Genomic DNA, 25,035 nt, shown 5'->3' with positions numbered 1-25,035 from the left:
CAGCCAGTAACAGGCGGCCCGGCACCGACGCTTCACCAGGTGCCGGTGCCGCCTGACGTCGGAGGAGCAGACGATGACAACGCAGCGCACCCGGTCGCTCGGGCGCCCGACCCTGGACGCGGTCGCGGCCCGTGCGGGGGTTGGCCGTGGGACTGTCTCCCGCGTGGTCAACGGTTCTCCCCAGGTGAGCCCGGAGGCCCGCGCGGCCGTGCAACAGGCCATCGCCGAACTGGGGTACGTGCCGAACCGAGCCGCCCGGGCGCTGGTCACCCAACGGACCGACTCGGTGGCCCTGGTGGTCAGCGAGTCCGGTGAGCGGATCTTCGCCGAGCCGTTCTTCGCCGGCATCGTGCGCGGGATCAGCTCGGCGCTGCTGGAGACCCCCTTACAGCTCTGGCTGGCCATGGCGCAGTCCCCGCTGGAGCGGGAGCGGGTAGAGCACCACCTGACCAACCAGCATGTCGACGGCGTACTGCTGCTGTCGCTGCACGACGACGACCCCCTGCCCACCCTGCTGGAGGAGCGGGGCCTGCCGACCGTGCTCGGTGGCCGCCCGGCGCGGATGCTGCACCCGGAGGCCCAACCCGCCTCGTTCGTGGACGTGGACAACGTCGGCGGGGCACGCCAAGCTGTGGAATATCTGGCCGGTCGCGGCCGGCGGCGCATCGCCACCATCGCCGGCCCTCAGGACATGGGCGCCGGCCTGGCCCGCCTCTCCGGCTACCGGGACGCGGTACGCACCGCCGGGTTCGGCATCAACCCCGACCTGATCGCGTACGGCGACTTCAGCGAGGAGAGCGGTGCGACCGCCATGCGGCAACTGCTGGACCGCTGCCCGGATCTGGACGCGGTCTTCGTAGCGGCCGACCTGATGGCCTTCGGGGCGATGCGTACCCTGCGCGACGCCGGCCGCCGGGTACCACAGGACGTGGCCGTGATCGGCTTCGACGACGCACCGATCGCCCGGCAGGCCGTACCCCCGCTGACCTCGGTCTTCCAGCCGGTCGAGGAGATGGGCCGACAGATGGCCCGGCTGCTGGTGGCCCGCATCCGCGGCGACGAGATCCCCGCCCCGCACATCGTGCTCCAGACCCAACTGGTCGAGCGCGCCTCCGCCTGACCAGCGGGCGGACCTCGGGGCGATCGACCCGCCTGACCAGCGCCCAGCCTGCCCGAAGCGCGCGGTCGGCTTCGCTGCCCCCCTGCGGGTGATCGACTCCGTTACGGCGTAGTGGCGGTGTCCCGCCTTGGTCTACCCCGCCGTTTCGGCGTAACGGCGCCCGGCAGGCGGGGCTCGTCCGAGGTGGGATCAGGCCGGCCGGCAGGCGGGTTCAGGTGGGCCGGCAGGTGGGGGATCAGGTCGTCCAGCGGCGTAGTTCGCGGCGGGCGAGGCTGGCTCGGTGGACCTCGTCGGGGCCGTCGGCCAGTCGGAGGGTGCGGGCCTGGGCCCAGAGGGCGGCCAGGGGGGTGTCCTGGCTGACTCCGGCGGCCCCGTGGGCCTGGATGGCCTTGTCGATGACCCATTCGGCCATCGCCGGGGTGGCGATCTTGATGGCCTGGATCTCGGTGTGGGCCCCCTTGTTGCCGACGGTGTCCATCAGCCAGGCGGTCTTGAGCACCAGCAACCGGGCCTGTTCGATGCGGACCCGGGACTCGGCGATCCACTCGCGCACCACCCCCTGCTCGGCCAGGGGTCGGCCGAAGGCGATCCGCTCGGTGACCCGTCGGCAGAGCAGTTCCAGGGCCCGTTCGGCCATGCCGATCAGCCGCATGCAGTGGTGGATGCGGCCCGGGCCCAGTCGGGCCTGCGCGATGGCGAAGCCACCCCCCTCGGTGCCGATCAGGTTCTCCGCCGGCACCCGTACCCCGGTGAAGTCGATCTCGGCGTGCCCGCCGTGCGGGGCGTCGCGGTAGCCGTACACCGTCATGCCTCGGCGGACGGTGACCCCCGGGGTGTCCCGGGGGACCAGGATCATGCTCTGCTGCCGGTGCCGCTCGGCGTTCGGATCGGTCCGGCCCATCACGATGAAGATCGCGCAGGTCGGATCCATCGCCCCGGAGGACCACCACTTGCGGCCGTCGATGACGTAGTGGTCGCCGTCGCGGCGGATGGAGGTGGCGATGTTGGTGGCGTCGGAGGAGGCCACCTGGGGCTCGGTCATGCAGAAGGCGGACCGGATCTGCCCGTCCAGCAGCGGCATCAGCCAGCGTTCCCGCTGGGCGGGAGAGCCGAACTCGGCCAGCAGTTCCATGTTGCCGGTGTCCGGCGCGGCGCAGTTGAGCGCCTCCGGGGCCAGGTACGGGCTGTGGCCGGTCAGTTCGGCCAGCGGGGCGTACTGGAGGTTGGTCAGCCCGGCACCGTAGCGGGGGTCGGGCAGGAACAGGTTCCACAGGCCCCGCCGTCGGGCCTCGGCCTGCAACTGCGCCAGCACCGGCGGGCGGGCCCAGGGGTCCCCGGCGGCGGCCACCTGCTCGGCGTGCACCGCCTCGGCCGGGTAAACGTGCTGCGCCAGGAAGTCGGTCAGCTCCGCGCGCAGCTGTTCGGTGCGGGTGTCGTACCGGAAGTCCATCAGCTCTCCCGTACCGCGGACAGACCGTGGGCGACCAGCGGTGCCACCAGGTCGCCGATGGTGTCGAAGCCCTCGCCCAGGGTCTGCCCGAGGGTGTGCCGGTAGTGGATACCCTCGCAGATCACGGCGAGTTTGAAGCAGCCCAGGGCCAGGTGCCAGTGCAGCGGGCCGACGTCGACGCCGCTGCGGGCGGCGTACCTGTCGATCAGTTCGGCGCCGGTCGGGAAGCCGGCCCCCGGACCCGGGTGCTCGGCGCCCTGGGTGCCCTCGGGGGGATCGACGCCGCCGAGCACCTCCCAGTAGGTCAGCAGCAGCCCCAGGTCGGCCAGGGGGTCGCCGAGGGTGGCCATCTCCCAGTCCAGTACGGCCGAGACGGCCACCGGTTCGATCGTGGCGAGCAGATTGTCCAGCCGGTAGTCGCCGTGCACGATGCGGCCGACGGGGTGACTCGCCGGGACGGTGGCGGCCAGCAGATCACGTAGCTCGTCGATGCCGGGCAGCACCCGGCTGCGGGAGCGGTCCAACTGCCCGGCCCAGCGGCGTACCTGCCGGGCCAGGTAGCCCTCGGGGCGACCGAAGTCGGCCAGGTTCACCGCCTCGGGGGCGACCGTGTGCAGGGCCGCCAGGGTGTCCATCATCGCCATGGCCAGCCCGTGGCGCTGTTCAGCGCTGAGCCGGTCGGTCTGCCGCCGACCGCGGAACACTTCGCCGGGCATCCGTCGCATCAGGTAGAAGGGTGCCCCGAGCACCTCCGGATCGGGGCAGAGCAGTACCGCGTGCGGCACCGGAACCTCGGTGTCGGCGAGTGCGGAGATCACCCGGAACTCCCGGGCCATGTCGTGGGCGGTGGCCAACACGTGCCCGAGGGGTGGGCGGCGCAGCACCAACTCCTGGTCCCCGGCCCAGAGCAGGTAGGTCAGGTTGGACCGGCCCCCGGCGATCAACTGGGCCCGCAGGGGATCGGTGGCCAGCTCGGGCCGGTGCTCGGCCAGGTAGCGGCGAAGCCGGCCGAGGTCCAGACCGGCGGGCGGGTCGTCGCCCTGATTCCACTGGCTGCCCGGATCGGTCATCCGGACAGTCCAGGGCAGCTCCGCCGGCTTGTCAAGGTCAGGTTTGACTCTCGAGACATGCCGCCGCAACGGGGGCGAAATGGTCAACTGCCACCCTGGAGATCAGCCTGCCGGCCACCTCCGGGTGCCGGCCTGCCGAGCGGAGGGTTCGAGATGTTGTTGCGCGTACGGGTCACCCTGCCGGACCGTCCGGGCACCCTCGGCCAGGTGGCCCGGACCCTGGGGGTGTCGGGCGCGGACATCGTCCAGGTGGTCGTGCTGGAACGTCTCGGCGGGCGGGCGGTCGACGACTTCACCGTGGTGTGGCCGGGCGCCGCCCGGGTGGAGCGGCTGCTGGCCGGGCTGGCGGCGATCCCGGGGGTCCAGGTGGACGGGGTGTGGCGGGCGATCGGCGCGCCCACCACCACCGGCCAGGACGCCGAGTTGTTGGCGCAGGTCGCCGCCAACCCGGCCGACGGGTTGGCCACCCTGGTCGACGCGGTACCCGGGCTGCTGGCCGCCGACTGGGCGGTAGCGGCCGTGGTACCGGCCGACTGGGCCAGCCGGACCGACGGCGGTGGGGCCACGGTCGGGCACGCCAGTTGGCGTACCCCGGTGCCGCCGAAACTGCCGGAGGTGACCCCCCTGCGGGCCCGGTCGCTTACCGTTCCGGACGGCGGGCACTTCGCGATCGCCCCCTTCGGTCGGGCCGGGTTGGTCATGGTCGTGTGCCGGGAACGCAGCGAGGCACTGACCCCGGCCACCTTCCACTGCACCGAGGTGGACCGGTTGGCCCAGTTGGTCCGGGCCAGCGCGGTGATCCTCGGCGATCGGCTGGACCTGGTCGACACCCCGCCGGTCGTAGCCAAGCAGTGACCGCCCCTGGCCTGCTGTGACGCACACCGCAGGGCTGGTCGCGGCACGACACGGCCAGGCAATCCGCCGGCAACAGCCGGGCGCGAGGGTGGTGCGGGAAGGGAGGCAACAATGACCCTGTGGCGGATCCGGGCCACCGTCGACGACCGACCGGGCTACCTGTCGGTGCTGACGGCCAGCCTCGCGTTGCGCGGAGTCAACATCCTCACCGTGCAGGTACACACCACCGAGCAGGGGGCCGTCGACGACTTCCTGGTCGACGCGCCGGACACCCTCGACGAGACCGACCTCATCGCTGCGGTGGAGCGGGGTCGGGGACGAGACTGCTGGGTGGCGCGCAGCGAGGCGCGTGGCCTGGTCGACCAGCCGACCCGGGTGCTCGGGCTGGCTACCCGGCTGGTTCGCGACCCGGACGCGACCGGGGAGGTGCTGCGGGCCCTGCTCGGCGCGGACGAGGTGAGCTGGCGGCCCGAAGCCCGGTCCGGCATCGACGGGACGACGATGCAGTTGGCCGACCCCGGCGGGGGGTCGTATCACCTGAGTCGGGTGGCCCCGAGCTACACCCCGGCGGAGTACGCCCGGGCGCAGGCCCTGCTGGAGCTGGGGGCCACCGCGGCCGGCCGGTACGCCGAGCAGATCACCCTGGTCCTGCCCGACGGGGCCGAGTTGACCGTTCGGCCGGCCGTCGCCGAGGACCTGGCCGCGGTGGTCGAATTGCACCGGGCCTGCTCGCCGAGCACCCGGCAACGGCGCTACCTGGGCGGGGCGGGTACACCGTCCCCGGCACGGTTGCGGCGGCTGCTGGAGCCGACCCGAGGGCTGACCCTGGTCGCGGTCACCACCGACCCGGAAGCGGGTCGGGAGTCCGTGGTGGCGATGGCGAACCTGCTGGCCGAGGGCGACGAGGCCGAGGTGGCGTTGCTGGTGCGTGACGACTGGCAGCGGCGCGGGCTGGGTTCGACCCTGCTGCGGCGGTTGACCCGGCAGGCCGAGACGAGCGGGTACGCGGCCGTGGTGCTGCACACCCAGGCCGACAACACCCCGATGCTGCGGACCCTGCGTCGGCTGGGCCGACCGGCCACGGTAGAGCCGGACGGCGGATTGTTGACCCTGACCGTGCCCCTGACCGCCGAGGTTCCGGCGCAGCGTACGGGCTGACCGGGAAACAGACGACCGTCCTCCGGTGCGGAGGATGGTGAGAAGGGCAGGACTTCCGGTGCGGAGGGCCTGCCCTTTGCTTTGCTGCTCTGCGGCGGGCGGCCCGGCTACCGGTGGGGGAGAAAACGGCCGTCGGAGGGACACCGACGGCCGTTTTCCGGTGGTTGGTACGCAGCGAGCTTCCCGACCTGGTCGGGGGATGACCCAAGTCTGCCTGCCCACCGTCGGTGTTGATCTCAGGTGAACGGTCTGAATCGGGCGGACGGGAGGATCTCCTGTCGGGACAGCGGAGACGAATCCGGGGCCTGCGACGGCGTGTCGCCGTAACGCACCAGGCCGGATGGACGCTGCGCACCACTTCCTGGTGGCTTCCCAAACCACCCGCTGCCACATTACATTGCTAGCTATCCATGGGAGCGCTCCCGGTCCTGCTGGATCCCACCCTCGCCACCTAGCGGGCAGCCGTCCAATTCCGACGCGCGGTCGCGCGTCGGCGCTGCCTGCGCCGCACCGACAGGAGCAGTCGATGCACCACACCTCCGGGCCGGGTCGCGCGCGCCGCGACTGTTCCGGCCACCGCGAACCCTGGTCCCGTCGCCTCCGCACGGCGGGTACCGCCCTGGTCACCGGGCTGGCGCTGGTGCTCGGCGTACCGGGGACGGCCGTCGCCGCCCCGACCTCCGGCGACGCCTCGACCAGCGCCGCCGCGCCCGCCTTCAACTACGCCGAGGCGCTCCAGAAGTCCCTGCTGTTCTACGAGGCGCAGCAGTCCGGCAAACTGCCGGACTGGAACCGGGTCTCCTGGCGGGGTGACTCCGCCCTGCGTGACGGCTCCGACGTCGGGATCGACCTGACCGGCGGCTGGTACGACGCCGGCGACCACGTGAAGTTCGGCTTCCCGATGGCCTTCACCACCACCATGCTCGCCTGGGGTGCGGTGGAGTACCGGTCCGGCTACGCCGCCTCCGGCCAGCTCACCCACCTGCTGAACAACCTGCGGTTCGTCAACGACTACTTCGTCAAGGCCAACCCGGCCCCGAACGTGCTCTACGGCCAGGTGGGCAAGGGCGACGACGACCACAAGTGGTGGGGGCCGGCCGAGGTGATGCAGATGGCGCGGCCCGCGTACAAGATCGATGCCAGCTGTGGGGGTGCGGACCTGGCCGGGGAGACCGCGGCGGCGATGGCCGCCTCCTCGATGGTGTTCCGACCCACCGACGCCGCGTACGCCGACAAGCTGCTCACCCACGCCCGGCAGCTCTACACCTTCGCCGACACCGTGCGGAAGAACTACCACGAGTGCATCACGGACGCGACCAGCTTCTACCGCTCCTGGAGCGGGTACACCGACGAGCTGGTCTGGGGGGCGATCTGGCTGTACCGGGCCACCGGCGACGCCGCCTACCTGGCCAAGGCCGAGAGCGAGTACGACCGCCTCGGCACCGAGCCGCAGACCACCACCCGCTCCTACAAGTGGACCGTGGCCTGGGACAACAAGCAGTTCGGGGCGTACGTGCTGCTGGCCAACCTGACCGGCAAGCAGAAGTACATCGACGACGCCAACCGCTGGCTGGACTTCTGGACCGTCGGGGTCAACGGGGAGCGGATCCGCTACTCGCCCGGCGGGATGGCCGTGCTCGACTCCTGGGGGGCCCTGCGCTACGCGGCCAACACGGCCTTCGCCGCCCTGGTCTACAGCGACAAGACCACGGACGCGACCCGCAAGGCCCGCTACAAGGACTTCGCCGTCCGGCAGATCAACTACGCGCTCGGTGACAATCCGCGCAACTCCAGCTACATGATCGGCTTCGGGGCCAACTCCCCGAAGAACCCGCACCACCGCACCGCGCACGGCTCCTGGTGGGACAGCATGACCGTACCCACCGAGACCCGGCACACCCTGTACGGCGCCCTGGTCGGCGGGCCCTCCTCGCCGAACGACGCGTACACCGACAACCGGTCGGACTACGTGATGAACGAGGTCGCCACCGACTACAACGCCGGCTTCACCTCCGCCCTGGCCCGGCTGACCCAGGAGTACGGCGGCACCCCCCTGGCCAACTTCCCGGTCCCGGAGCAACCGGACATCGACGAGCTGACCGTGGAGACCACGGTCATGCAGAACGAGCCGCGGGCCACCGGGATCAAGGCCATCGTCTACAACAAGTCGGCCTTCCCGGCGCGGGCCCTGACCGACGCCAAGTTCCGCTACTACTTCCGGGCCAGCGGCCTGGGCCTGTCGCCGGTGGTGGTCACCCCCGGCTACACCCAGGGCTGCCCGGCGCCCACCTCCGCCCGCAACGTGGGCGGCGATCTCTACTACGTCGAGATCGACTGCACCGGGCACACCATCGCGCCGGCCGGTCAGTCACAGCACCGGATGGAGGTGCAGTTCAAGATCGGCGTCCCCGAGGGTGTCGCGTGGGACCCGAGCGACGACCCGTCGTACCAGGCCACCGCCGGGCCGAACCGCAAGGTGCCGCTGTACGTCGGCGGCCAGCGGGTGTGGGGCGAGGAGCCCGCCACCAGCACGGACACCACCCCGCCCACCATTCCCGGTACGCCCGTGGCGACCTCGGTCGCCTCCCGTTCGGTCAGCCTGACCTGGGCACCGTCGACGGACAGCGGCAGCGGTGTGGACGTCTACATCGTCAACACCCACGTGGTCGGCAGCGACACCTACAGCTGGTACCCCTCCAGCACGAACTCGCTGGTGCTCAGCGTGTCCCCGGGACGCACCTACGAGATCACCGTGCAGGCTCGGGACAAGGCCGGCAACACCTCGTCCGCGTCGCCGATGCTGACCGTCACCGTACCGGCCGTCGACGACGGGGACACCGTGCCACCCACCGCGCCCGGCTCGTTGACCGCTTCGGCGATCACCACGACCGGGGTGACCCTGAACTGGGCGCCGTCGACCGACAACGTGGGGGTGACCGGTTACCGGATCTACCGGGGCCCGGCGCTCGGTGACGTCCTGGTCGCCACGGTCACCGGCACCACGTACCAGGTGACCGGCCTGGAGCCGGACATCACGTACTACTTCTACGTGGTGGCTATCGACGCGGCCGGCAACGCCTCGCCGCCCTCGGAGCGGGTGACCGTGACGACGTCGGCGCCGCTGCCGGCCTCGCCCTGCCGGATCACCTACGGCACCAACGACTGGGGCACCGGCTTCACCGCCAACATCACCATCGCCAACACCGGCACCACGGCCATCAACGGCTGGACCCTGGCCTTCACCTTCCCGCACAGCGGCCAGCGGGTCGGCCAGAGTTGGTCGGCCGTCTTCCAACAGAACGGCACCTCGGTGACCGCGACCAACATGTCCTACAACGGAACCATCGCCCCGGGCGCCTCGACCAGCATCGGTTTCAATGGCACCCACACCGGCAGCAACCCCAGGCCGACCAGCTTCACCCTGAACGGCAACCCCTGCACCATCGCCTGACGGATCCCTGGTGGGGTGGGGTGCCTGGTCGCAGGGCCAGGCACCCCACCCTCGCTCACATGCCGGGGGCCGGGAATCCGGCGCAGGCCGGAGCAGAGGAGGTCCGCTCGCACTACGGGTCAACGCTGACCAAGCACAAGATCACGCTCGATCTGAGATCGAGTGGCCTCGAGCGCGACAATAGCCACTCGATCCCACATCGAGTGTGATCTCGAAGGCGGGGTGCTGAGACCTGGGTCAGTCGGCCAGTTCGTCGGCGAGCAGGTCCATCAGCAGGCCGTCGTGCCAGCGGCCGTCCGCGCCGCGCTCGTAGCGGCGCAGCACCCCCACCGGGCGGAAGCCGACCTTGGCGTACGCCCGGATCGCGGGGGTGTTCGCCGCCGCCGGGTCGATGGTGAACCGGTGGTGGCCGTGGGCGTCGATGAGGTGCCGGATCAGGGTGCGGATGGCGTCGCCGCCGAGCCCGGCACCGCGTACCGCCGGGTCCAGGAAGATGTCCAGGCTGGCGTGCCGGTAGTCGCGGTCGTTCTCGGCGTACCACTGGATGGCGCCGATCACCCGGCCCTCGTGCTCGACGGCGTACACCGTCAGGTCCTCGTCGGCCAGATCGGCGGTGACGGCGGCGGCCAGGTCCTCGTCGCCGCGCCACCAGCGGTGCACCTCCGGCTCGGCGCGGATCGCGGTGAGAGCCGGTACGTCCGCGGCCGTCACTGGTCGCAGCACCACCGAGCGTCCCCGCAGCACCATGCTCAGCCTCGCAACTCGCCGTGTTCGACACAGACCGCCGACCAGCCGACCGGCAGCACCTGCACCTTCATCCGCCGTCGGCAGTGCGCACAGTAGCGCGGCGGTTCCAGTGCGCGAGCCGCCGCGCAGCCGGGGTGGGTGCCGGTGTCCACGGCCTCCCCACACCGGTCGCACCAGGCGCCGAGCATCTCGCCCATCGGGGTCACAGGGTCGCCGAGAGCGCCTTGACCGGCATCTTGAGGTCTTCGAGCAGCTTGAGGTCGTCCGTGGCGGGTCGACCCAGGGTGGTCAGGTAGTTGCCGACGATCACCGCGTTGATGCCACCGAGCAGCCCGTCGCGGGTACCCAGATCACCCAGGGTGATCTCCCGGCCGCCGGCGTACCGCAGGATGGTGCGCGGCATGGCCAGCCGGAAGGCGGCGATGGCCCGCAGCGCGTCCTTGCCCTCGACCACCGGCCGGTCGCCCAGGGGGGTGCCGGGTCGGGGGTTGAGGAAGTTCAGCGGCACCTCGTGCGGGTCCAGTTCGGCCAGCTGGGCGGCGAACTCGGCCCGCTGCTCCACGGTCTCGCCGAGGCCCAGAATGCCGCCGCAGCAGACCTCCATGCCGGATTCGCGGACCATCCGCAGGGTCTCCCAGCGCTCCTCCCAGGAGTGGGTGGTGACCACGTTCGGGAAGTAGGAGCGGCAGGTCTCCAGGTTGTGGTTGTAGCGGTGCACGCCCATCTCGACGAGTTCGTCGACCTGTTCCTGGGTGAGCATGCCCAGCGAGGCGGCGACCTGGATGTCGACCTCGGCCTTGATCGCCGCCACACCCTCGCGCATCTGCTTCATCAGCCGGGCGTCCGGGCCGCGTACGGCGGCCACGATGCAGAACTCGGTCGCCCCGGTGGCGGCGGTCTGCTTGGCGGCCTTGACCAGGGAGGGAATGTCCAGCCACACCGAGCGCACCGGGGAGGTGAACAGGCCGGACTGGGAGCAGAAGTGGCAGTCCTCCGGGCAGCCGCCGGTCTTCAGCGAGACGATGCCCTCGACCTCCACCTCCGGGCCGCACCAGCGCATCCGCACCTCGTGGGCGAGTTGCAGGGTGGCGGTCAGGTGCTCGTCGGGCAGGTTGAGCACGGCGAGGACACCGGCTTGGTCGAGGCCGACGCCGCCCTCCAACACCTGGGTGCGGGCCTGGTCGAGGATCTCTGACATGCACGTACCCTACAAGGCCACCAGAGCGGCGGTAACGGGCGCGGCGAGCCGGCGGGCCGGCAGCGTCCGGCGCCTTGCGGCGAGCCGTCCTGCGCCACGCCGGGGCGATCCGTACGGATGGTAATTTCGCCGGCGGGGACACGGGGAGGGGCGTGGCGGTGGCGGACTGGCTGGCGGCGCTGAACCGCCGCGCCGAGCTGCGGGCGCGGGCGGGTCTGACCCGCAAGCTGTACCCGCGCCCGGCCGCCGACGCCGTGGTCGACCTGGCCGGCAACGACTACCTGGGGCTGTCCGGGCACCCCGAGGTGATCGCCGCCGCCACCCGGGCGCTGTCCCGGTACGGCCTGGGGGCTACCGGTTCCCGGTTGGTCCGTGGCTCCACCGAGGCCCACCACGCCCTGGAGGACAGCCTCGCCGGTTGGCTCGGCACCGATCGGGCACTCGTCTTCTCCTCGGGATACCTGGCCAACCTCGGTGCCGTCCGGGCCCTGGTGCGCCCCCGTACCCTGCTGATCTCCGACGCCCACAACCACGCCAGCCTGATCGACGGGTGCCGGGTCTCCGGTGCGGAGACCGTGGTCACCCCGCACGCCGACGTGGCCGCCGTCGCGACCGCCCTGGCGGCGGCGCCCGGTCGACCGGCGGTGGTGATCACCGAGTCGATCTTCTCCGTCGACGGTGACCTGGCCCCCCTGGTCGACCTGCACCGGGTCGCCCGCGAACACGGCGCCCTGCTGCTGGTCGACGACGCGCACGCCCTCGGGGTGACCGGGCCCGCCGGGGCCGGTGCGGTGGCCGCCGCCGGGCTGGCCGGCGAACCGGATGTGGTGATCACCGCCACCCTGTCCAAGGCCCTGGCCGGGGCGGGTGGGGTGGTGGCCGGTCCGGCCGAGTTCGTCCGGCATCTGGTGGAGACCGCCCGGACCTTCATCTACGACACCGCCCTGCCCCCGGCCGTCGCCGCCGGGGTGCACGCCGCAGTCGAACTGGCACGCACCGGGGAGGAGCGGCGGGTCCTCCTGGCCGAGCGGGCCGCCCTGGCGGTGGGTCGGCTGCGCGCCGCCGGCCTGGAGGTCTCCACCCCCGACGCGGCCGTCGTCTCGGTCACCGCCCCCGGACCGGAGGCGGCGACGGCCTGGGCCGCCGCCTGCCGCGAGCGGGGTGTGGCGGTCGGCTGTTTCCGTCCCCCCTCCACCCCGGACAGTCGGTCCCGGCTGCGACTGACCATCGGCGCGGGGGTGTCCCAGGCGGACTTCGAGCATGCCCTGGAGGTCATCGTGGAAAGCGCCCCATGACGGAGCAGTGGCGGGGACCGGTGCTGGTCACCGGGACCGACACCGAGGTCGGCAAGACCGTGGTGACCGCGGCCATCACGGCCGCCGCGCAGGCGGCCGGGCTGCGGGTGGCGGTGGTCAAACCCGGCCAGACCGGTACGGCCACCGGCGAGCCCGGGGACATCGAGGCGATCACCCGACTGGCCGCCCCGATGACCGGCCGCACCCTGGCCGCCTTCCCCGACCCCCTGGCCCCGCTGGCCGCCGCCCGGGTGGCTGAGTTGCCGCCCCTGGAGCTGTACAACGCGGTCGACGCGATCCGCGAGGAGGCCGAGAAACACGACCTGGTGCTCGTCGAGGGGGCCGGAGGACTGCTCGTACCGATGGGGGTGCGGCCCTCGGGGGAACCATGGACGGTGGCCGACCTGGCGGTGTCGCTGGGCGCCCCGGCGGTGGTGGTGGCCCGCGCCGGCCTCGGCACCCTCAACCACACCGCCCTGACCCTGGAGGCCCTGGACCGGCGGGCCGTACCGGCCGGGGTGGTGGTCGGCGCCTGGCCGGCCGAACCGGAACTGGTGCACTGGGCCAACCTCAGCGATCTGCTGCCGAACCTGCTCGGTGCCCTGCCCGCCGGGGCCGGGGCGATGGACCCGGGGGTGTTCCGCCGGTCCGCCCCGGGCTGGTTGACCCCGGCGCTGTACGGGGTGCTCGACGACTGGCGGGCCTGGGCCGACGAGATCAGTTGAGCGTCTCGCCGCTCAGCGGCCGACCAGCAGGGTGTCCGGCATTCGGAAGGTCAGGTTGTCCGGGCACCAGGGTGCCCGCAGCACCCGCACCTCGGCCAGCAGCGGGGCCACCTCCGCCACCACGGTAGCGGCCTCCATCCGGGCCAACTGGTCGCCGACACAGCGGTGGGCGCCCGCCCCGAAGGCCAGGTGTCGACGTGACCCGCGCTGACCGGGCAGGAACTGCTCCGGTGCGTCCACCACGGCCGGGTCCCGCCCGGCCCCGGCCAGCCACAACACCACACTGGTGCCCGCCTCCACCGCCGTACCGCCCAGAAAAGTGTCCATGGTGGACACCCGTCGCCAGGTGACGATCGGCGGCTCCAACCGCAGCCCCTCCTCGACCACCTCGGCGACCCCGACGGAGCCGTTTCGCAGCCCGGCCAGCACGGTCGGTTCCCCGATGAGCCGGTGCATCAGCAGGGTGAGGAACTGGGAGGTGGTCTCCTGACCGGCGACCAGCAGGAAGAACAGCGCGCCGACCACCACGTCGGGTGGGTGCCCGGCGGCCCGCAGGGAGGCGGCCAGCCCACCCCCGGTGGCCGCGAACTCCCGCAGCACCAGATGAAAGCGACCCACCTCGGCGGCCAAGTGCTGCTGCCGGTCGGCCTCCAGCGGGGCCCAGAACAGTTCCAGGGCGGCGCGGGCGAAGTCCTTCACGGCCGTCACCGGGGCGTCCGGCAGCTCGATCAGCCGGGCCAGCACCAGCAGCGGCAGGTCGGCGGCGAGCCCGGCGTACAGGTCCACCGGTGCGCCCGCGTCCAGGTCGGCGGTCAGCCGGTTCACCCGCTGCCGCACCAACTCGGTCAGCCAGTCCCGCTGGGCGGCCACCCGGGAGGGGTGCAGGGCATCGGCGACCAGGGCTCGGATGCCGGGGTGGCTGGCCTCGCCGTTGTTGGCCAGGGTCGGTGGCAGCCGGAACCGGTGCCGGGCCAGGATCCGCAGCGCGGCCACCGGGATCGGGGTCACCGCGTCCAGGGCGTTGTCGGGCCGGTAGGTCCGGGGATCGGTCAGTACCTGCCGGACCAGTGCGTGCCGGGTCACCAGCAGGTGTTCGACCCCCAGGTGATCGGCTACCCGGGTCACCCCGTTGCCGGCCCGGGCGTCGTCGTGCGCCGCCGGGGCCGACTCCCAGCTGCGGAACAGCACGGGCGCCACCCTAGTCGCCCGCCGCCGGCCGTCCCGCGCGCAGCTGCCACACGGTGGTGCGCTTCACCCGTACGCTCTCCAACGCCTCGCTGACCGGCACCTCGTAGCTGGCTAGTTCGTCGAAGCGGTCCCGGGGCAGGAAGGCCCGGCCGGGGTCACCGACGAGCACCTGGGCCCCGTTACGCGCGGCGCGCAGCAGGAACCGCAGCACCCGGTTGGTCATGGCCGCGCTGTAGAAGACGTCCCCGGCGAAGATCACCTCGGCGTCTCCGGCGTCGCCGTCGAGGATGTCGGCGAGTTCGGCGTCGACCCGTACCCCGTTGGCCTCGGCGTTGAGGGTGATCGCCGCGACCGCCAGGGGATCCACCTCCACCGCCCGTACGGCGGCGGCCCCGGCCTGGGCGGCCGCGATGGCCACCAGCCCGGAGCCGGAGGCCAGGTCGAGCACCCGACGCCCGGCGGACAGCTGCGGATTGTCGACGACGTACCGGGCCAGGCCCTGCCCACCGGCCCAGGCGAAGGCCCAGAACGGCGGCGGCTGGTCGCTGCGGAACTCGCCCTCGGTCAACTCCCACAGCCCGATCGGTTCGTCGGCCTGATGCAACCGCACCTCCGGTACGAAGGCGACGGGGGCCAGGCGGGCGTGCAGCCGGACGAAGGCGGTGGAGAGCGCGGACATCCGGTGATTGTCCACCGGGGGCCTTCCCGGCGTGTCGCGGGTGTCCGGTGAGCGGTTCAATACCGTCCGTGAAAAGGGGCATCTTGCTTCACCACCGGTGCGAACACACCCGTCTACCCGGTGGCCGCCGGCCCTCCTAGCGTTGCCGATGGAGACGACCAACGGGAGGACAGGATCGTGAAGAGGCTGTGGCGCAGCACGCTACGGATCGGGGTGGTGCTGGCCTGTCTCACCGGGGTGGACGTCGCCATGGCCGCGCCCGCGCACGCGGCGTTCGCCACCGAACTCAGCGGTCTGCCGCGGCAGTTCACCGCGGGCGGGCAGGCGGCGACGGTGTCCGCCGTGGTGTCCCGCGACGACCCCGGCGGCTGCCTGAAGGTCCGCTGGTCGTTGCTGCTGGCGGTGCAGGGAATGCGGCTGGATCAGGTCCGGGTGGACCGGATCGAGGAGACCGGCTCCTTCCCGGTGCAGGTGCGCATCGACGGTGACGTGGCCCGGCTGACCGACCGGCAACTGGACCCGGGCACCCTCTGCCCGGGGCGTACGGTGACCGCCCAGTACCGGATCGGGTTCGCCGCGGACGTCGGGCAGGGCCGGGTCAGCCTGGCCGCCGAGGCGTACGACCGGAACCTGCGGCTGCTGTCGCGGCAGACGGCGACCCGGGAGGTGATCGGCCGGGGTGCGGCGACCCCACCCACCACGGCCGCCCCCACCCCGAGTTCGGTGCCGACGGTGGATCCCACCGAGGAGCCGATCGAGGTGCCGACGATCGATCCGACCGACGAGGAGACCGAGGTCGACGACCAGGGCGATGTAGCGCCACCGGCAGACGATCCGCCGGCCGCCGGGGCCGCCGGCAACCAGGTGTCGCAGTCCGGCACCGGGATCGGTCTGACCGAGGCCGCCTTCCTGCTCGGCGGGCTGCTGCTGTTCCTCGGTGTCGGGCTGCTGATGCGGTTGCGGCAGTTGACCCGCGAGCCGGAGGTGGCCGAGGGTACGACCGTCACGGTCGGCCCGGGGCGGGTAGGCGAATGGGAAGGGCCGCCCGGCGACTGGCAGCGGCCGCCCGACCGTCGGCGATGGCGGACCGTACCCCGCTGAGGGCGCTCGGTCGGGGTCAGGGCGCCCAGTCGGGGTCGCGGCCGAAGGCGGCGATCAGCCGGTCCTGCCGGTCGGCGGTGGGGGAGACCCCCACCTCGGTACCGACCAGCCCGCTGCGCTGGTAGTCGTCGATCTGTCCGGCGAACCACTGGGCGCACTCGGCGACCGCGTCGGGGTCCAGCGCCGGGTCGGTGCCGATCGCCACGGCGAGATCCCAACCGTGGACGAGGTGTTCGGCGATCAGTTGCCGCAGGTACTCCTCCGCAGGGGTGTCGCCGGCCGACAGGTGCACGGTGGCCTCCCGGGCCCCGGGGCGGGTGGCGGCCAACTCGGCCTGCGCTGCCGCGTCGCGGGCGGCCGCTACCGGGTCCGCGCCGAGTTGATCACCGTCGTACCGGTCGCCGACCTCGGCTATGGTCCGCCCGGCGAGCAGGGGCACGCTCCACCGTTCCTCGCCGACCACGTGGTTGACCAGGGTACGGACGTCCCAGTCGGCACACGGGGTGGGCGCCGACCACTGCCCGGGGGCGACCAGTGGCACCCGTTCGATGAACTCGGCCACGCTGCGCCGGTAGGTCTCCAGCAGGTCCATGGCGTCATTCTGACCGGCCGGGGGACAGCCGGTGACCGGTTCCCGGGGACGGGCTCAGTCCAGTTGTGCCGGGTCCAGGCCGAGTTCCCGGGCGGCCACCAGGCGTACCCATTCGGCGAACTGTCGGCGGGAGATGACCCGCTCGTGCACCGCCAGTTGCACCGCCAGGCCGTCCATCACCGCACTGATCCGCCACGCCGCACCGGCCGGGTCCGCGCACTCGAAGACCCCCTCGCGCACCCCGTCGGAGATGACCTCGGCGAGATCCTGCCGCCACCGCAGGTCCAGGCGGCGGGACACCTTCTCCAATTCCGGGGTACGCAGGGACTCCGACCAGCCGTCGATCCAGATGGACCAGGAGGTGGGCCGTCCGGTCGGGGTGTAGAGCCGCAGAATACGCCGCAGTTTGGTCAGCGGTGCGGCATTGGACTGGGTAACCGCGTCCAGCCGGGCCAGATCCTGTTCGACGGCGTAGGCGAAGGCCTGGGCGAGGAGGCGTTCCTTGGTGGCGAAGTGGTAGAAGACCAGGGCCTGGCTGACCCCGGCGGCCTGCGCCACGTCCGCCGTGCGGGTGTTGGCCAACCCGCGCTGCGCGATGACGTCACACGCGGTGCGGAGCAGGGCATCCAGGCGGATTTCGGCCGCACGTCTCGTCACGCCCGTCACCGTAACCCATTCAAATGGATACGGCGTGTCACCGAAGCCCGGGTGATCCGACTTGCGACAGTCGGACACCAGACAGTTGTTCACCGGGCCCTTCCCGCACCCCCTCCGCCTTCCTGCTTCCTTGCCCGATTTCCTGCCCATCCTCCTAGGAAGCTCAGGGATGGGGATTGCTGACGCGCCGCGGCGACCACCCGATTTGGCAACCGTTCCATGGCTCGGCTAAAGTTCTCATCCGTCACCGGAGAACGCGCCGGGGGCACGCGGACGTAGCGCAGCTGGTAGCGCATCACCTTGCCAAGGTGAGGGTCGCGGGTTCGAATCCCGTCGTCCGCTCGGAGCTGCCGCCACGCTTGACGGGGGCAACCTCGGTGGGGTGGCCGAGAGGCGAGGCAACGGCCTGCAAAGCCGTGTACGCGGGTTCAAATCCCGTCCCCACCTCGGACAACAGCAAGGGCGATTGGCGCAGTGGGAGCGCGCTTCCTTGACACGGAAGAGGTCACTGGTTCAAACCCAGTATCGCCCACCGGATTTGAACGACTGACGAAGCCCGTCACCGGAAAACGGTGACGGGCTTCCTCGTTTTCCCAGGAAACCATGGGGGATCGAACATGACAGATGTTCGTACCGCCCTGGTCGTCGGCGGCGCGACGACCTGGCGCGGGCCCTGCGCGAGCGGGCCCAGGCGCAGGGCGTGCCCATCGTGTACGGCAAGCGCCTCGTCGACGCCGAGTCGACCGCGGGCGGGGTGCTGGCCCGGTTCGGCGACGGCTCCACCGCCACCGCCGACCTGCTGATCGGTGCCGACGGCATCCGCTCCCGGGTGCGTACCCTGATCGATCCGCGACCGACCACCTGGGCCGAGGCCCACCAGACCCCGCCGGGCCAGTGGCTGCACCGGCTGCGTGAGGTGTACGCCGACGACGTGCCGGCCCACCAGGCGCTCGCGCACACCGAGCCCGCCGACGTGGTGGCGATCGGGTCGATCGGGACCATGCCGTCGGTGCCGCACTGGTGCCGCGACCGGATGGTCCTGGTCGGCGACGCGGTGCACGCCCCGTCACCCAGTTCCGGCCAGGGCGCCTCCCTGGCCGTGGAGAGCGCCGTGCAGTTGGCGCGCTGCCTGCGCGACCACCCCGACCTGCCGACGGCGTTGAGCGCCTACGAAGGGTTGCGTCGCCCGCGGGTGGAGAAGGTCCTCCGCCCCGGTCAGCGCGGAGTCGGCGCGACGCTGACCGGCGGCGCTGCGGTCCGCGCCCGGACACGACGGTGGCGGCCACCGAAGTCGGTGGCCGCCACTGCCCGTTGACCGCTCAGCTTGCTCGGCCGCTGGTCACAGCGGCGGTGCGACGTCCCGACGCTCCTCGACGCGGCGGTACTCCACCGGCTCCTCGGTCGTGGCGACCACCTCACGCCGGCGTCCCCAGACGAGCATGGTCATGATCAGGCCGACCACACCGGCTGCCATCAGAATCCAGCCGACGACGTCCAGGTCCAGACCGCCGATGCTGGCGTTGAGCGCGAAGGTGAGGATGGCGCCCACCGCGAGCAGAAAGATACTGGTGCCGATACCCATGACAGCCTCCTTTTTCCGGGGATGCGGTGTGCTGTCGAAGGGCTCTGTACCCCGGCGGTGAACGGCGCAATCACCCGCACTGTGGGGTGCCCGCTCGAGCGATCTTGTCATCGGGTACAGTTGGCCCGTCCCCGGCGGTGCCGGGGCAGGCGGACGTAGCGCAGCTGGTAGCGCATCACCTTGCCAAGGTGAGGGTCGCGGGTTCGAATCCCGTCGTCCGCTCGCGATTCGCCCACCCGTCGGGGTGTGGCGGTCACCACGGGCGATTGGCGCAGTGGGAGCGCGCTTCCTTGACACGGAAGAGGTCACTGGTTCAAACCCAGTATCGCCCACCAGCAGGCCCTCTCCGGCGCGAGTGATCCGCGTTCTGCCGGGCGCTAAGCCTGAGCCGAAATGATCGATCGGGCTGCCAGACTTTCCCGCATGGGCACCCCGGCGTTCGTTCGTTCGTCACCCTACTGGCCGGTGGTCCGGCACCGGATCCTGCGGCGGCTGCTGCCGGGCTTCGCGCTGTCGTACCTCGGGGAGGGGATGGCGCTGCTGGCGGTCAGCTGGCTGGCCATCCAGTTGGCACCCCGGGCCAACGCCGGTGTCTGGGTGGCCGCCGCGGTCGCCGCGTACACACTGCCGGGTGCCCTCGGCACCGTGCTGTTCGCCCGGGTGCTCAGTGGCCGCAGCGGGGCTCAGCTGGCCGCCTGGGACGCTGTCGTCCGGGCGGTGATGCTCGGGGCGATCCCCGTCGTCCACCTCGCCGGAGCCCTCGACATCAGGTGGTTCACGCTGCTGCTCGGGTGCTCCGCACTGCTGCGCTCGTGGGGGTCGGCCGGCCGGTTCACCCTCATCGCCGAGCTGCTGCCGGTCGAGCACCGGCTGGCGGGCAACGCGCTCATCGGACTGTTCAGCGAGGCGTCGACCCTGATCGGGCCGGCCCTGGCGGCACTGCTCATCGCGGCCGCCGGGCCGGTGCTCGTCATCGCCGTCGCCGCCGGCACGTACGCCGTCCTCGCGGTCAGCTACCTGGTCGCCGTGCCGAGGACGGCCCGGGCCCCCATCGAGCAGCGGCAGGGATCGAGTCTCGCCGGCTTCGCCGCGATCTGGCGCGATCGCCCGTTGCTCGGACTGTCCACGCTGACCTTCGGGTTCTTCTTCCTCTACGGGCCCGTGCAGGTGGCGTTGCCGATCCACGTCGCCGAGTCGCTCGGCAACTCTGCCGGCACCCTGGCCGCGTTCTGGACGGCGTTCGGCGCCGGGGCGCTGATCGGCGGATTCGCCGCCGGCTACCTGCGCCGTTGGCGGCTGTGGCCGACAATTATCGCCATCGTCGTCGGCTGGGGTGCGGCACTGCTGCCATTGGGACTCGGCGCACCGACCGGCGTGGCCCTGGTCGCCATCGCGATCGGCGGACTGATCTGGGCGCCGTACCCGGCCGCCACGATGGCGTTGCTGCAACGCAGCACCGACGGTGCCGGCAGAGCACCGGTCCTCGCCGCGTACGCCGCGATCGCGACACTGTCCGTACCGCTGGGCACCATCACCGCCGGGCCGTTGATCACCGGCGTCGGTGCCGAGTTCACCATCCTGGCCGCAGCGGTGCTCACGGTGGCCTTCGGCGTCATCGCCGCGGCGATCGCGATCTCGCGGGCGGTCAAGGGCAGCGCCGTGCAGGACCGAGCCGACCTCGCCGTCCGTCAACTGGACCCGGAGCCGCTGCCGTGACCGGCCGGGCCACCAGGATTACCGGTCGTCTCGGCCGGTGACAGCGAGGGCGAGCAGGCCCTGATCCAGACCGACCAGCAAAGTGTCACCGACGGTGCAGCAGGCCAGGGCCGGGTGATAGACCGGGATCGTACGGACCGTCCGGCCGGTCGTCGGATCCCAGATCCGCACCGTACGGTCGCGGCTGGCAGAGGCCAACAGGTCCTGACCATCGACCTGGATCAGGCTCAGCCCGGTGACCGCCGCGCTGTGCCCGGTGAACCAACGGACCGGCTGGCCCCATTCGGCGTCCCACATCCGGATCGAGTGGTCGGCGCTGCCCGACACCAGCATCCGCCGGCCGGCCACGGTGATGCCGCAGAGCGCGGTCACCGCATCCTGGTGACCCTGCTGCACCCAGACCGGGGTGTCGCCACCTCCCCACAACATCACCGTGCCACTCTTGTCCGCCGAGGCGAGCGCCTCGATGCCGGGCCAGCTCACCGTGGCGAGCGCGGTCACCCAGGCATGGGTGACATGCCCGAGCAGCACCATACGTACGGCACCCGTGTGCGGGTGCCACAGTCGGACCGCCTGGTCGTCGCCGGCGGAGGCGATCAGGGTCTCACCGTTGATGACGATCGGGCAGACCGCAGCCACCTCGCCGTAGTGTTCCCGCATCTCCAGCCCTTGCGCGCCGTCGCGGACGTCCCATCCGACGACGGCACAGTCGTCCTGGGCGGTGAACAGCAGCGGCTCCTCCTCGTCGGCGACCGCGCACATGGCGTTGACGGTGCCGCCCGGGGTGTTGAATTCCTGCAGGCGTTCGCCGGTGTGCACGTCCCAGAACCGCACCAGGCCGTCGGTGCCACCGGCGGCGACCAGCGGCCGTTCACCGGGCAGTTGGCAGAGCGCGCTCACCGGAGCGAACCTGTCCTGGTCGGCGATGGTGCCTGGCTGACCGCCGGCCGGATCCCACAACCGTACGGTGCCGTCGTCCCCGGCGGTCGCCAGCATCCGCTGCTCTGCGGTGCGCAGCTCGCACACCGCGCGGATCCAGCTCGCGTGTCCCCGTAGGCTCGGCCGGCTCGTCCAGGTCGGCACCTCCCACAGCCGGATCAGTCCGTCCTCACCGGTGGAGACCAGCAGGCAACCATCGTCGACGTCGATGGTGCACAGGTCGGTGACCGGCCCACCGGTCTCCAGAAGCTTGACGCACCGGCCGGTGAACGGATCCCACAGGCGGACGGTGCCGTCGTAGCCGCCCGAGGCGAGCAGGGTGCCGCCGGGGGTGCGCACCGCGTAGAGGGTCGTCGCCCAGCCGGCATGTCCGGCGATGGTCAGCGTCGGCTCGACACCGGCGGTCGGCTCCCAGATCCGGATCATTCCGTCGAAGCCGGTGGAGGCGAGCAGGTGACGTCCGTCGGCGGGGACGTAGGTCACGGCGGTGGCCCAGCCGATGTGCCCGGTCAGCTTGTACCGCTGGATGCCGTTGGCGGGATCCCAGATTCGTACCGTCCGGTCGTCGCCAGCCGAGGCGAGCAGGTCGCCCCCGGGCAGCGGAATGGTGCAGATGTTGCGTACCCAGTCGTGGTGTCCGCGCAGTTCGTGTCGGCGCTGGCCGGTCCGTGGCTCCCACAGGCCCACCGTGCCGTCATGGCTGGCCGTGGCGAGTAGGGTCTCGCCGGCGCTGGTCCGAACGGCGCAGACGCCGCGGACGGTGTCGTCGTGACAGTTGAAGACCGACTCGGCCTGGTTGGTCAGCGGATCCCAGAGCCGAACGGTGCCGTCGTCACCGACGGAGGCGAGCAGCCGCCGACCGTCGACCTCGATGGCGGCGACGTCGTAGACGGCCTGCGAGTGCCCGTCAAGCACGCTGCGTTCCTGCCGGGGCGGGGTGTGCGCCCACCGGGCCCGGTAGGGCGCGCCGTCGGCGCCGATGCCACTGTCGAGATCGTCGAGGCGGTCGACCACCGAGAAGAGCGCGGCCCGCTCGGCGGGCTCCGCGGCCACCGCCAACGGCGTACGTCGCAGCAACCGCGCCCGGGACTGCGCTCGCGGGGACATCGGGGCCCGGGCGGTGTCGACGACGGTGAGCAGCCGATCCAGATGCGCGTGCAGCAGGTAGTCCCCATCGGCGAGCAGGCGTTCGACGAGTCCGGCCCGAGCGGCGTGCTGGGGCAGCGAACGCAGGAGGTAGTCCGGCGCGGACGCCCAGCCGGTGTCAGCGGCCAGGTCGAGCCAGGCGGACACCAAGCGGCGCTGGTCGTCGCGTCGGACGCCCTGCTGATCCCGGTCGGCCAGCAGCGCATCGTTGAGTGCCTGGTGGAACAGCCGGTACGCGGGCTGTGCGCCGCCGCCTGTCTCGACCAGGAAGTTCGCCGCAGAACCGCGGGCGAACAGGGCGAGCTGCTCAGCCGTGGCCGTACCGCCCAGCGCCGTCACCGCCGCCTGCCACAGCGGCAACGGCAGCCCTGGCGCCTCGGCGTACGCCAGGGCTGTCAGCGCCAGGCGGGCGGAGGCCGAACCGGCCGCCGGAAGCCCGGCGAGGTAGGCGTCCAGCGCGTGGGCCACCGTGGCGGTGAACGACACCGAGGCCGGATCGACCGCCGATGTGTCGCGCAGCGCGTGTGCCCGCGCGACCAGTCCGGCAACGAGGAAATTGCCCTTGGCCAGGGCGGCGATGCGTCGGGCGAGCGGGGCTGCCACGCCCGGATCGGCGTACGGGTTGGCCGCGCGCTCGGCACCGAGCAGTTGCAGGGTCGCCTGGGCGTAGTTCACCAGGTCGGACTCCGCGAAGTATTCGGGCGTGTCCAGGTCGATCAGATCCGTGTTCTCGCCGAAGCAGGCGATCAGGTCGCCTTGGTCGTCGCGGCGTCGGGTGCCGACCACCACCCGGAATCCGTACGGGCCGCAGTCGCGTGCCAGCGGCAGCAGGATCTCGTCGACGATCCGGCGGGCGTGGCCGGGGTCGGCGGCCTCGTCGAGTGCGTCGATGACCAGGGCGAAGCGGCTGCCCCGCCGCATCAGGCGGTCGCGTACCGCCGGGGCCAAATCGGCCGGGGTGCCCGGCAGGTCGACGGCGGCGGCGCGGGCGATCTCCGTCGCGACCTCGATGGCGGTCTTGCCCTTCGCGTGCACGGCGCAGGAGACCGAACCGAGGGTGGCCCGCACGGCGAGGTCGTCCGCCGGCAGGCTCGCCCGGATCTGTCGGTCGGCGGTGGTGACGATCCGTCCCAGAGCGGCGGACTTTCCCACACCGGGAGAGCCGGTGACGAGCAGCGGTCGGGTGATCGGAGCAGGCTGGTCGATCCAGTCGACGATGCGTCGTAGTGCCGTGGTCCGGCCGCGGAACCGGGCGCCGCCCTCGGTGTCGACCGCAACGCCGCGGGCGCGGGGCAACCAGTGCCGCCCCGCCTCGCCGTCGGTGCGCAGCGTCCACCCCCAGGCGGACAGCGCGGCGTCGTCGGCGTCGGCGACCCGCCACGCGGAGAGAGTCGCCAGCTTCATCTCGGGTAGCTGCTCGTCGGCGTGATACAGGGTCACGGCTTGGCCCTTGCCCCGGCCGTCGGCGGAGACGACGACACCGACCACGGCCTGATACTCCGGCGACCACACCGCGCCGCCACTGAACCCCTTGCTCAGTGCGCCGCTCGAACCGCTGTCGATCATGATGTGTCCCCAGCCGCCGATCTCGGTGACGGTACCGACGGCCGGGGTACCGCCGGCTATGGCGGCGGGAAATCCGTACGCCCAGAAGGGACGTTCGACCAGTGGTTTGGGGTCAAGGCAGCGCAGCCGTGCGGGTGCGACGGTGGGCGGGACCGGCTCGACCAGCTCCAGCACGGCCAAGTCGACGTGTGCGGCCTGACGGCCGTCGTGCAGGCACTGGCCAACCTTGCGACGGTCGTAGTAGCCGACCCTCGGGGCGAGCGGGAAGGCGACCCAGAGATCGTGGAGGGTACCGTCGTCAGCGAATGCCACGTGGTGGCAGGTGAGGACGAGGTTGCTGTCGATGACGATGCCGGTGCCGACCGGTGTGTGAGGGTTGCCTTCCCGGTATAGGGCTACCGCCCATGGGCTGCCATCAGGGGCTGTGGTCACGGGCCACCGGATCCGTCCGTCAGCGCTGCGGGTCGGTGTTGCGTTCCGGAGCCGTGTCGGCCGACCAGGCGAGGGTGACTTCGAAGTTCGCCTCACCGGTGGCCTTGGCGATCACCCAACTCGCCGTGCCGGTGGCCTTGATTCCGAAACGCACCTCGACGGAGTCCGGGGCGACCGTCTTTACGTGTTCCAGCAGTTCCTTCGCGGCGGCGACCGCCGGGGCTGCGGATTCCCGGACCCAGCCGGCGACATCACCCACACCGGCGGGCTGGAAACCGGCCGGTGGTTCGACCTCGATCAACGCGACGGTGTTGTCATCGACCTGGTAGCGGACCACCTCAGACTGCACCGGTAACCTCCGTGGCGTT

General features: G+C 71.8%; 21 protein-coding genes and 5 tRNA genes. 14 read left to right on the top strand and 12 right to left on the bottom strand.

Translation table 11 applies throughout. From position 1 onward, the window contains the following. Nucleotides 1-73 precede the first annotated feature (73 nt). On the top strand, nt 74-1,120 hold the full coding sequence (locus tag ACGFIK_RS00365) for a LacI family DNA-binding transcriptional regulator (RefSeq protein ID WP_327022028.1): 1,047 nt from the start codon (nt 74-76) through the stop codon (nt 1,118-1,120). Nucleotides 1,121-1,355: 235 nt separating this feature from the next. Here the strand turns inward: ACGFIK_RS00365 and ACGFIK_RS00360 are convergent, their stop codons facing one another. Both ACGFIK_RS00360 and ACGFIK_RS00355 read right to left on the bottom strand, forming a co-directional pair. Further along, the gene (locus ACGFIK_RS00360; RefSeq protein ID WP_327022027.1) at nt 1,356-2,570 is read right to left on the bottom strand and encodes an acyl-CoA dehydrogenase family protein; all 1,215 of its coding nucleotides are present in this window, start codon (nt 2,568-2,570) and stop codon (nt 1,356-1,358) included. Beyond that, nucleotides 2,570-3,640 carry a phosphotransferase family protein gene (locus tag ACGFIK_RS00355; RefSeq protein WP_327022026.1) on the bottom strand — a complete coding sequence of 357 codons (1,071 nt, stop codon included), beginning with the start codon at nt 3,638-3,640 and terminating at the stop codon, nt 2,570-2,572. Before ACGFIK_RS00355 ends, ACGFIK_RS00360 begins: the two co-directional genes overlap by 1 nt. A 153-nt stretch (nt 3,641-3,793) precedes the next feature. Here ACGFIK_RS00355 and ACGFIK_RS00350 point away from each other — a divergent pair, with 153 nt between their 5' ends. The 3 genes from ACGFIK_RS00350 to ACGFIK_RS00340 all read left to right on the top strand — a co-directional run bounded on the left by ACGFIK_RS00350 (nt 3,794) and on the right by ACGFIK_RS00340 (nt 9,104). Then, entirely contained in the window at nt 3,794-4,495 is a 702-nt protein-coding gene (locus ACGFIK_RS00350) for an amino acid-binding protein (RefSeq protein ID WP_327022025.1), read from the top strand. Nucleotides 4,496-4,606: 111 nt separating this feature from the next. Then, nucleotides 4,607-5,653 (top strand): GNAT family N-acetyltransferase, encoded by a 1,047-nt coding sequence (locus ACGFIK_RS00345; protein ID WP_327022024.1) that lies wholly within the window; start codon nt 4,607-4,609, stop codon nt 5,651-5,653. Nucleotides 5,654-6,179: 526 nt separating this feature from the next. Then, entirely contained in the window at nt 6,180-9,104 is a 2,925-nt protein-coding gene (locus ACGFIK_RS00340; protein ID WP_327022023.1) for a glycoside hydrolase family 9 protein, read from the top strand. 237 nt (nt 9,105-9,341) lie between these two features. Here ACGFIK_RS00340 and ACGFIK_RS00335 read toward each other — a convergent pair whose 3' ends face one another. The 3 genes from ACGFIK_RS00335 to bioB are packed head-to-tail and all read right to left on the bottom strand — an operon-like array spanning nt 9,342 to nt 11,049. Further along, nucleotides 9,342-9,851, bottom strand: a complete 510-nt coding sequence (locus tag ACGFIK_RS00335; RefSeq protein ID WP_393336983.1) for a GNAT family N-acetyltransferase — start codon at nt 9,849-9,851, stop codon at nt 9,342-9,344. A 2-nt stretch (nt 9,852-9,853) separates the two neighbouring features. Continuing rightward, the gene (locus tag ACGFIK_RS00330; protein ID WP_327022022.1) at nt 9,854-10,048 is read right to left on the bottom strand and encodes a hypothetical protein; all 195 of its coding nucleotides are present in this window, start codon (nt 10,046-10,048) and stop codon (nt 9,854-9,856) included. 5 nt (nt 10,049-10,053) lie between these two features. Next, nucleotides 10,054-11,049, bottom strand: a complete 996-nt coding sequence (gene bioB, locus ACGFIK_RS00325) for a biotin synthase BioB (RefSeq protein ID WP_327022021.1) — start codon at nt 11,047-11,049, stop codon at nt 10,054-10,056. A gap of 158 nt (nt 11,050-11,207) precedes the next feature. Here bioB and ACGFIK_RS00320 point away from each other — a divergent pair, with 158 nt between their 5' ends. After that, nucleotides 11,208-12,344, top strand: a complete 1,137-nt coding sequence (locus tag ACGFIK_RS00320) for an 8-amino-7-oxononanoate synthase (RefSeq protein WP_327027196.1) — start codon at nt 11,208-11,210, stop codon at nt 12,342-12,344. Continuing rightward, nucleotides 12,341-13,069 (top strand): dethiobiotin synthase, encoded by a 729-nt coding sequence (gene bioD, locus ACGFIK_RS00315; RefSeq protein WP_327022020.1) that lies wholly within the window; start codon nt 12,341-12,343, stop codon nt 13,067-13,069. The genes ACGFIK_RS00320 and bioD overlap by 4 nt, the downstream gene beginning before the upstream one ends. Nucleotides 13,070-13,081: 12 nt before the next feature. Here bioD and ACGFIK_RS00310 read toward each other — a convergent pair whose 3' ends face one another. Next, nucleotides 13,082-14,266 carry a cytochrome P450 gene (locus ACGFIK_RS00310; RefSeq protein ID WP_393336979.1) on the bottom strand — a complete coding sequence of 395 codons (1,185 nt, stop codon included), beginning with the start codon at nt 14,264-14,266 and terminating at the stop codon, nt 13,082-13,084. 1 nt (nt 14,267) lies between these two features. Then, nucleotides 14,268-14,936, bottom strand: a complete 669-nt coding sequence (locus ACGFIK_RS00305; RefSeq protein ID WP_327022019.1) for a 50S ribosomal protein L11 methyltransferase — start codon at nt 14,934-14,936, stop codon at nt 14,268-14,270. 177 nt (nt 14,937-15,113) lie between these two features. On the opposite strand from ACGFIK_RS00305, the gene ACGFIK_RS00300 reads away from it, so the two are divergent. Continuing rightward, nucleotides 15,114-16,037 (top strand): hypothetical protein, encoded by a 924-nt coding sequence (locus ACGFIK_RS00300; protein ID WP_327022018.1) that lies wholly within the window; start codon nt 15,114-15,116, stop codon nt 16,035-16,037. A gap of 16 nt (nt 16,038-16,053) precedes the next feature. On the opposite strand, the gene ACGFIK_RS00295 is transcribed toward ACGFIK_RS00300, so the two are convergent. Further along, entirely contained in the window at nt 16,054-16,629 is a 576-nt protein-coding gene (locus ACGFIK_RS00295; protein WP_327022017.1) for a TIGR03086 family metal-binding protein, read from the bottom strand. 54 nt (nt 16,630-16,683) lie between these two features. Continuing rightward, nucleotides 16,684-17,286, bottom strand: a complete 603-nt coding sequence (locus tag ACGFIK_RS00290) for a TetR/AcrR family transcriptional regulator (protein ID WP_327022016.1) — start codon at nt 17,284-17,286, stop codon at nt 16,684-16,686. 269 nt (nt 17,287-17,555) lie between these two features. Between ACGFIK_RS00290 and ACGFIK_RS00285 the strand changes: the two genes are divergently transcribed. From ACGFIK_RS00285 to ACGFIK_RS00270, 4 genes are all read left to right on the top strand, one after another. Next, nucleotides 17,556-17,628 (top strand) — tRNA-Gly (locus ACGFIK_RS00285). A gap of 34 nt (nt 17,629-17,662) precedes the next feature. Then, a tRNA-Cys gene (locus tag ACGFIK_RS00280) sits at nt 17,663-17,733 on the top strand. Between the two features lie 13 nt (nt 17,734-17,746). After that, a tRNA-Val gene (locus ACGFIK_RS00275) sits at nt 17,747-17,818 on the top strand. 168 nt (nt 17,819-17,986) lie between these two features. Further along, nucleotides 17,987-18,601, top strand: coding sequence for an FAD-dependent oxidoreductase (locus ACGFIK_RS00270; protein WP_393336975.1), 615 nt, complete (start codon nt 17,987-17,989; stop codon nt 18,599-18,601). A gap of 24 nt (nt 18,602-18,625) precedes the next feature. Here the strand turns inward: ACGFIK_RS00270 and ACGFIK_RS00265 are convergent, their stop codons facing one another. Next, a complete protein-coding gene (locus ACGFIK_RS00265) occupies nt 18,626-18,868 on the bottom strand; it encodes a DUF6458 family protein (RefSeq protein WP_327022015.1) in 243 nt (80 codons plus the stop codon). 149 nt (nt 18,869-19,017) lie between these two features. On the opposite strand from ACGFIK_RS00265, the gene ACGFIK_RS00260 reads away from it, so the two are divergent. From ACGFIK_RS00260 to ACGFIK_RS00250, 3 genes are all read left to right on the top strand, one after another. Further along, nucleotides 19,018-19,090 (top strand) — tRNA-Gly (locus ACGFIK_RS00260). 38 nt (nt 19,091-19,128) lie between these two features. Beyond that, nucleotides 19,129-19,203: transfer RNA gene (locus ACGFIK_RS00255), tRNA-Val, on the top strand. An 88-nt stretch (nt 19,204-19,291) separates the two neighbouring features. Next, nucleotides 19,292-20,584, top strand: coding sequence for an MFS transporter (locus tag ACGFIK_RS00250; protein WP_393336971.1), 1,293 nt, complete (start codon nt 19,292-19,294; stop codon nt 20,582-20,584). Between the two features lie 18 nt (nt 20,585-20,602). Here ACGFIK_RS00250 and ACGFIK_RS00245 read toward each other — a convergent pair whose 3' ends face one another. Both ACGFIK_RS00245 and ACGFIK_RS00240 read right to left on the bottom strand, forming a co-directional pair. After that, a complete protein-coding gene (locus ACGFIK_RS00245; protein WP_393336969.1) occupies nt 20,603-24,667 on the bottom strand; it encodes a trypsin-like peptidase domain-containing protein in 4,065 nt (1,354 codons plus the stop codon). Nucleotides 24,668-24,686: 19 nt separating this feature from the next. Further along, nucleotides 24,687-25,016 (bottom strand): CU044_2847 family protein, encoded by a 330-nt coding sequence (locus ACGFIK_RS00240; protein WP_327022013.1) that lies wholly within the window; start codon nt 25,014-25,016, stop codon nt 24,687-24,689. Nucleotides 25,017-25,035 lie beyond the last annotated feature (19 nt).

Source organism: Micromonospora sp. NPDC048871, assembly GCF_043198155.1.
Classification (GTDB): Bacteria; Actinomycetota; Actinomycetes; order Mycobacteriales; family Micromonosporaceae; genus Micromonospora.
This window is presented reverse-complemented; position numbering and strand designations above follow the sequence as displayed.

Bases quoted from the DNA above. Each gene is read 5' to 3' on its own strand.
- ACGFIK_RS00355 (WP_327022026.1), bottom strand. From the start codon at position 3,640: ATGACCGATCCGGGCAGCCAGTGGAATCAGGGCGACGACCCGCCCGCC.
- ACGFIK_RS00350 (WP_327022025.1), top strand. From the start codon at position 3,794: ATGTTGTTGCGCGTACGGGTCACCCTGCCGGACCGTCCGGGCACCCTC.
- ACGFIK_RS00340 (WP_327022023.1), top strand. From the start codon at position 6,180: ATGCACCACACCTCCGGGCCGGGTCGCGCGCGCCGCGACTGTTCCGGC.
- ACGFIK_RS00305 (WP_327022019.1), bottom strand. From the start codon at position 14,936: ATGTCCGCGCTCTCCACCGCCTTCGTCCGGCTGCACGCCCGCCTGGCC.
- bioD (WP_327022020.1), top strand. From the start codon at position 12,341: ATGACGGAGCAGTGGCGGGGACCGGTGCTGGTCACCGGGACCGACACC.
- ACGFIK_RS00345 (WP_327022024.1), top strand. From the start codon at position 4,607: ATGACCCTGTGGCGGATCCGGGCCACCGTCGACGACCGACCGGGCTAC.
- ACGFIK_RS00335 (WP_393336983.1), bottom strand. From the start codon at position 9,851: ATGGTGCTGCGGGGACGCTCGGTGGTGCTGCGACCAGTGACGGCCGCG.
- bioB (WP_327022021.1), bottom strand. From the start codon at position 11,049: ATGTCAGAGATCCTCGACCAGGCCCGCACCCAGGTGTTGGAGGGCGGC.
- ACGFIK_RS00265 (WP_327022015.1), bottom strand. From the start codon at position 18,868: ATGGGTATCGGCACCAGTATCTTTCTGCTCGCGGTGGGCGCCATCCTC.
- ACGFIK_RS00250 (WP_393336971.1), top strand. From the start codon at position 19,292: ATGGGCACCCCGGCGTTCGTTCGTTCGTCACCCTACTGGCCGGTGGTC.
- ACGFIK_RS00360 (WP_327022027.1), bottom strand. From the start codon at position 2,570: ATGGACTTCCGGTACGACACCCGCACCGAACAGCTGCGCGCGGAGCTG.
- ACGFIK_RS00295 (WP_327022017.1), bottom strand. From the start codon at position 16,629: ATGGACCTGCTGGAGACCTACCGGCGCAGCGTGGCCGAGTTCATCGAA.
- ACGFIK_RS00330 (WP_327022022.1), bottom strand. From the start codon at position 10,048: ATGGGCGAGATGCTCGGCGCCTGGTGCGACCGGTGTGGGGAGGCCGTG.
- ACGFIK_RS00365 (WP_327022028.1), top strand. From the start codon at position 74: ATGACAACGCAGCGCACCCGGTCGCTCGGGCGCCCGACCCTGGACGCG.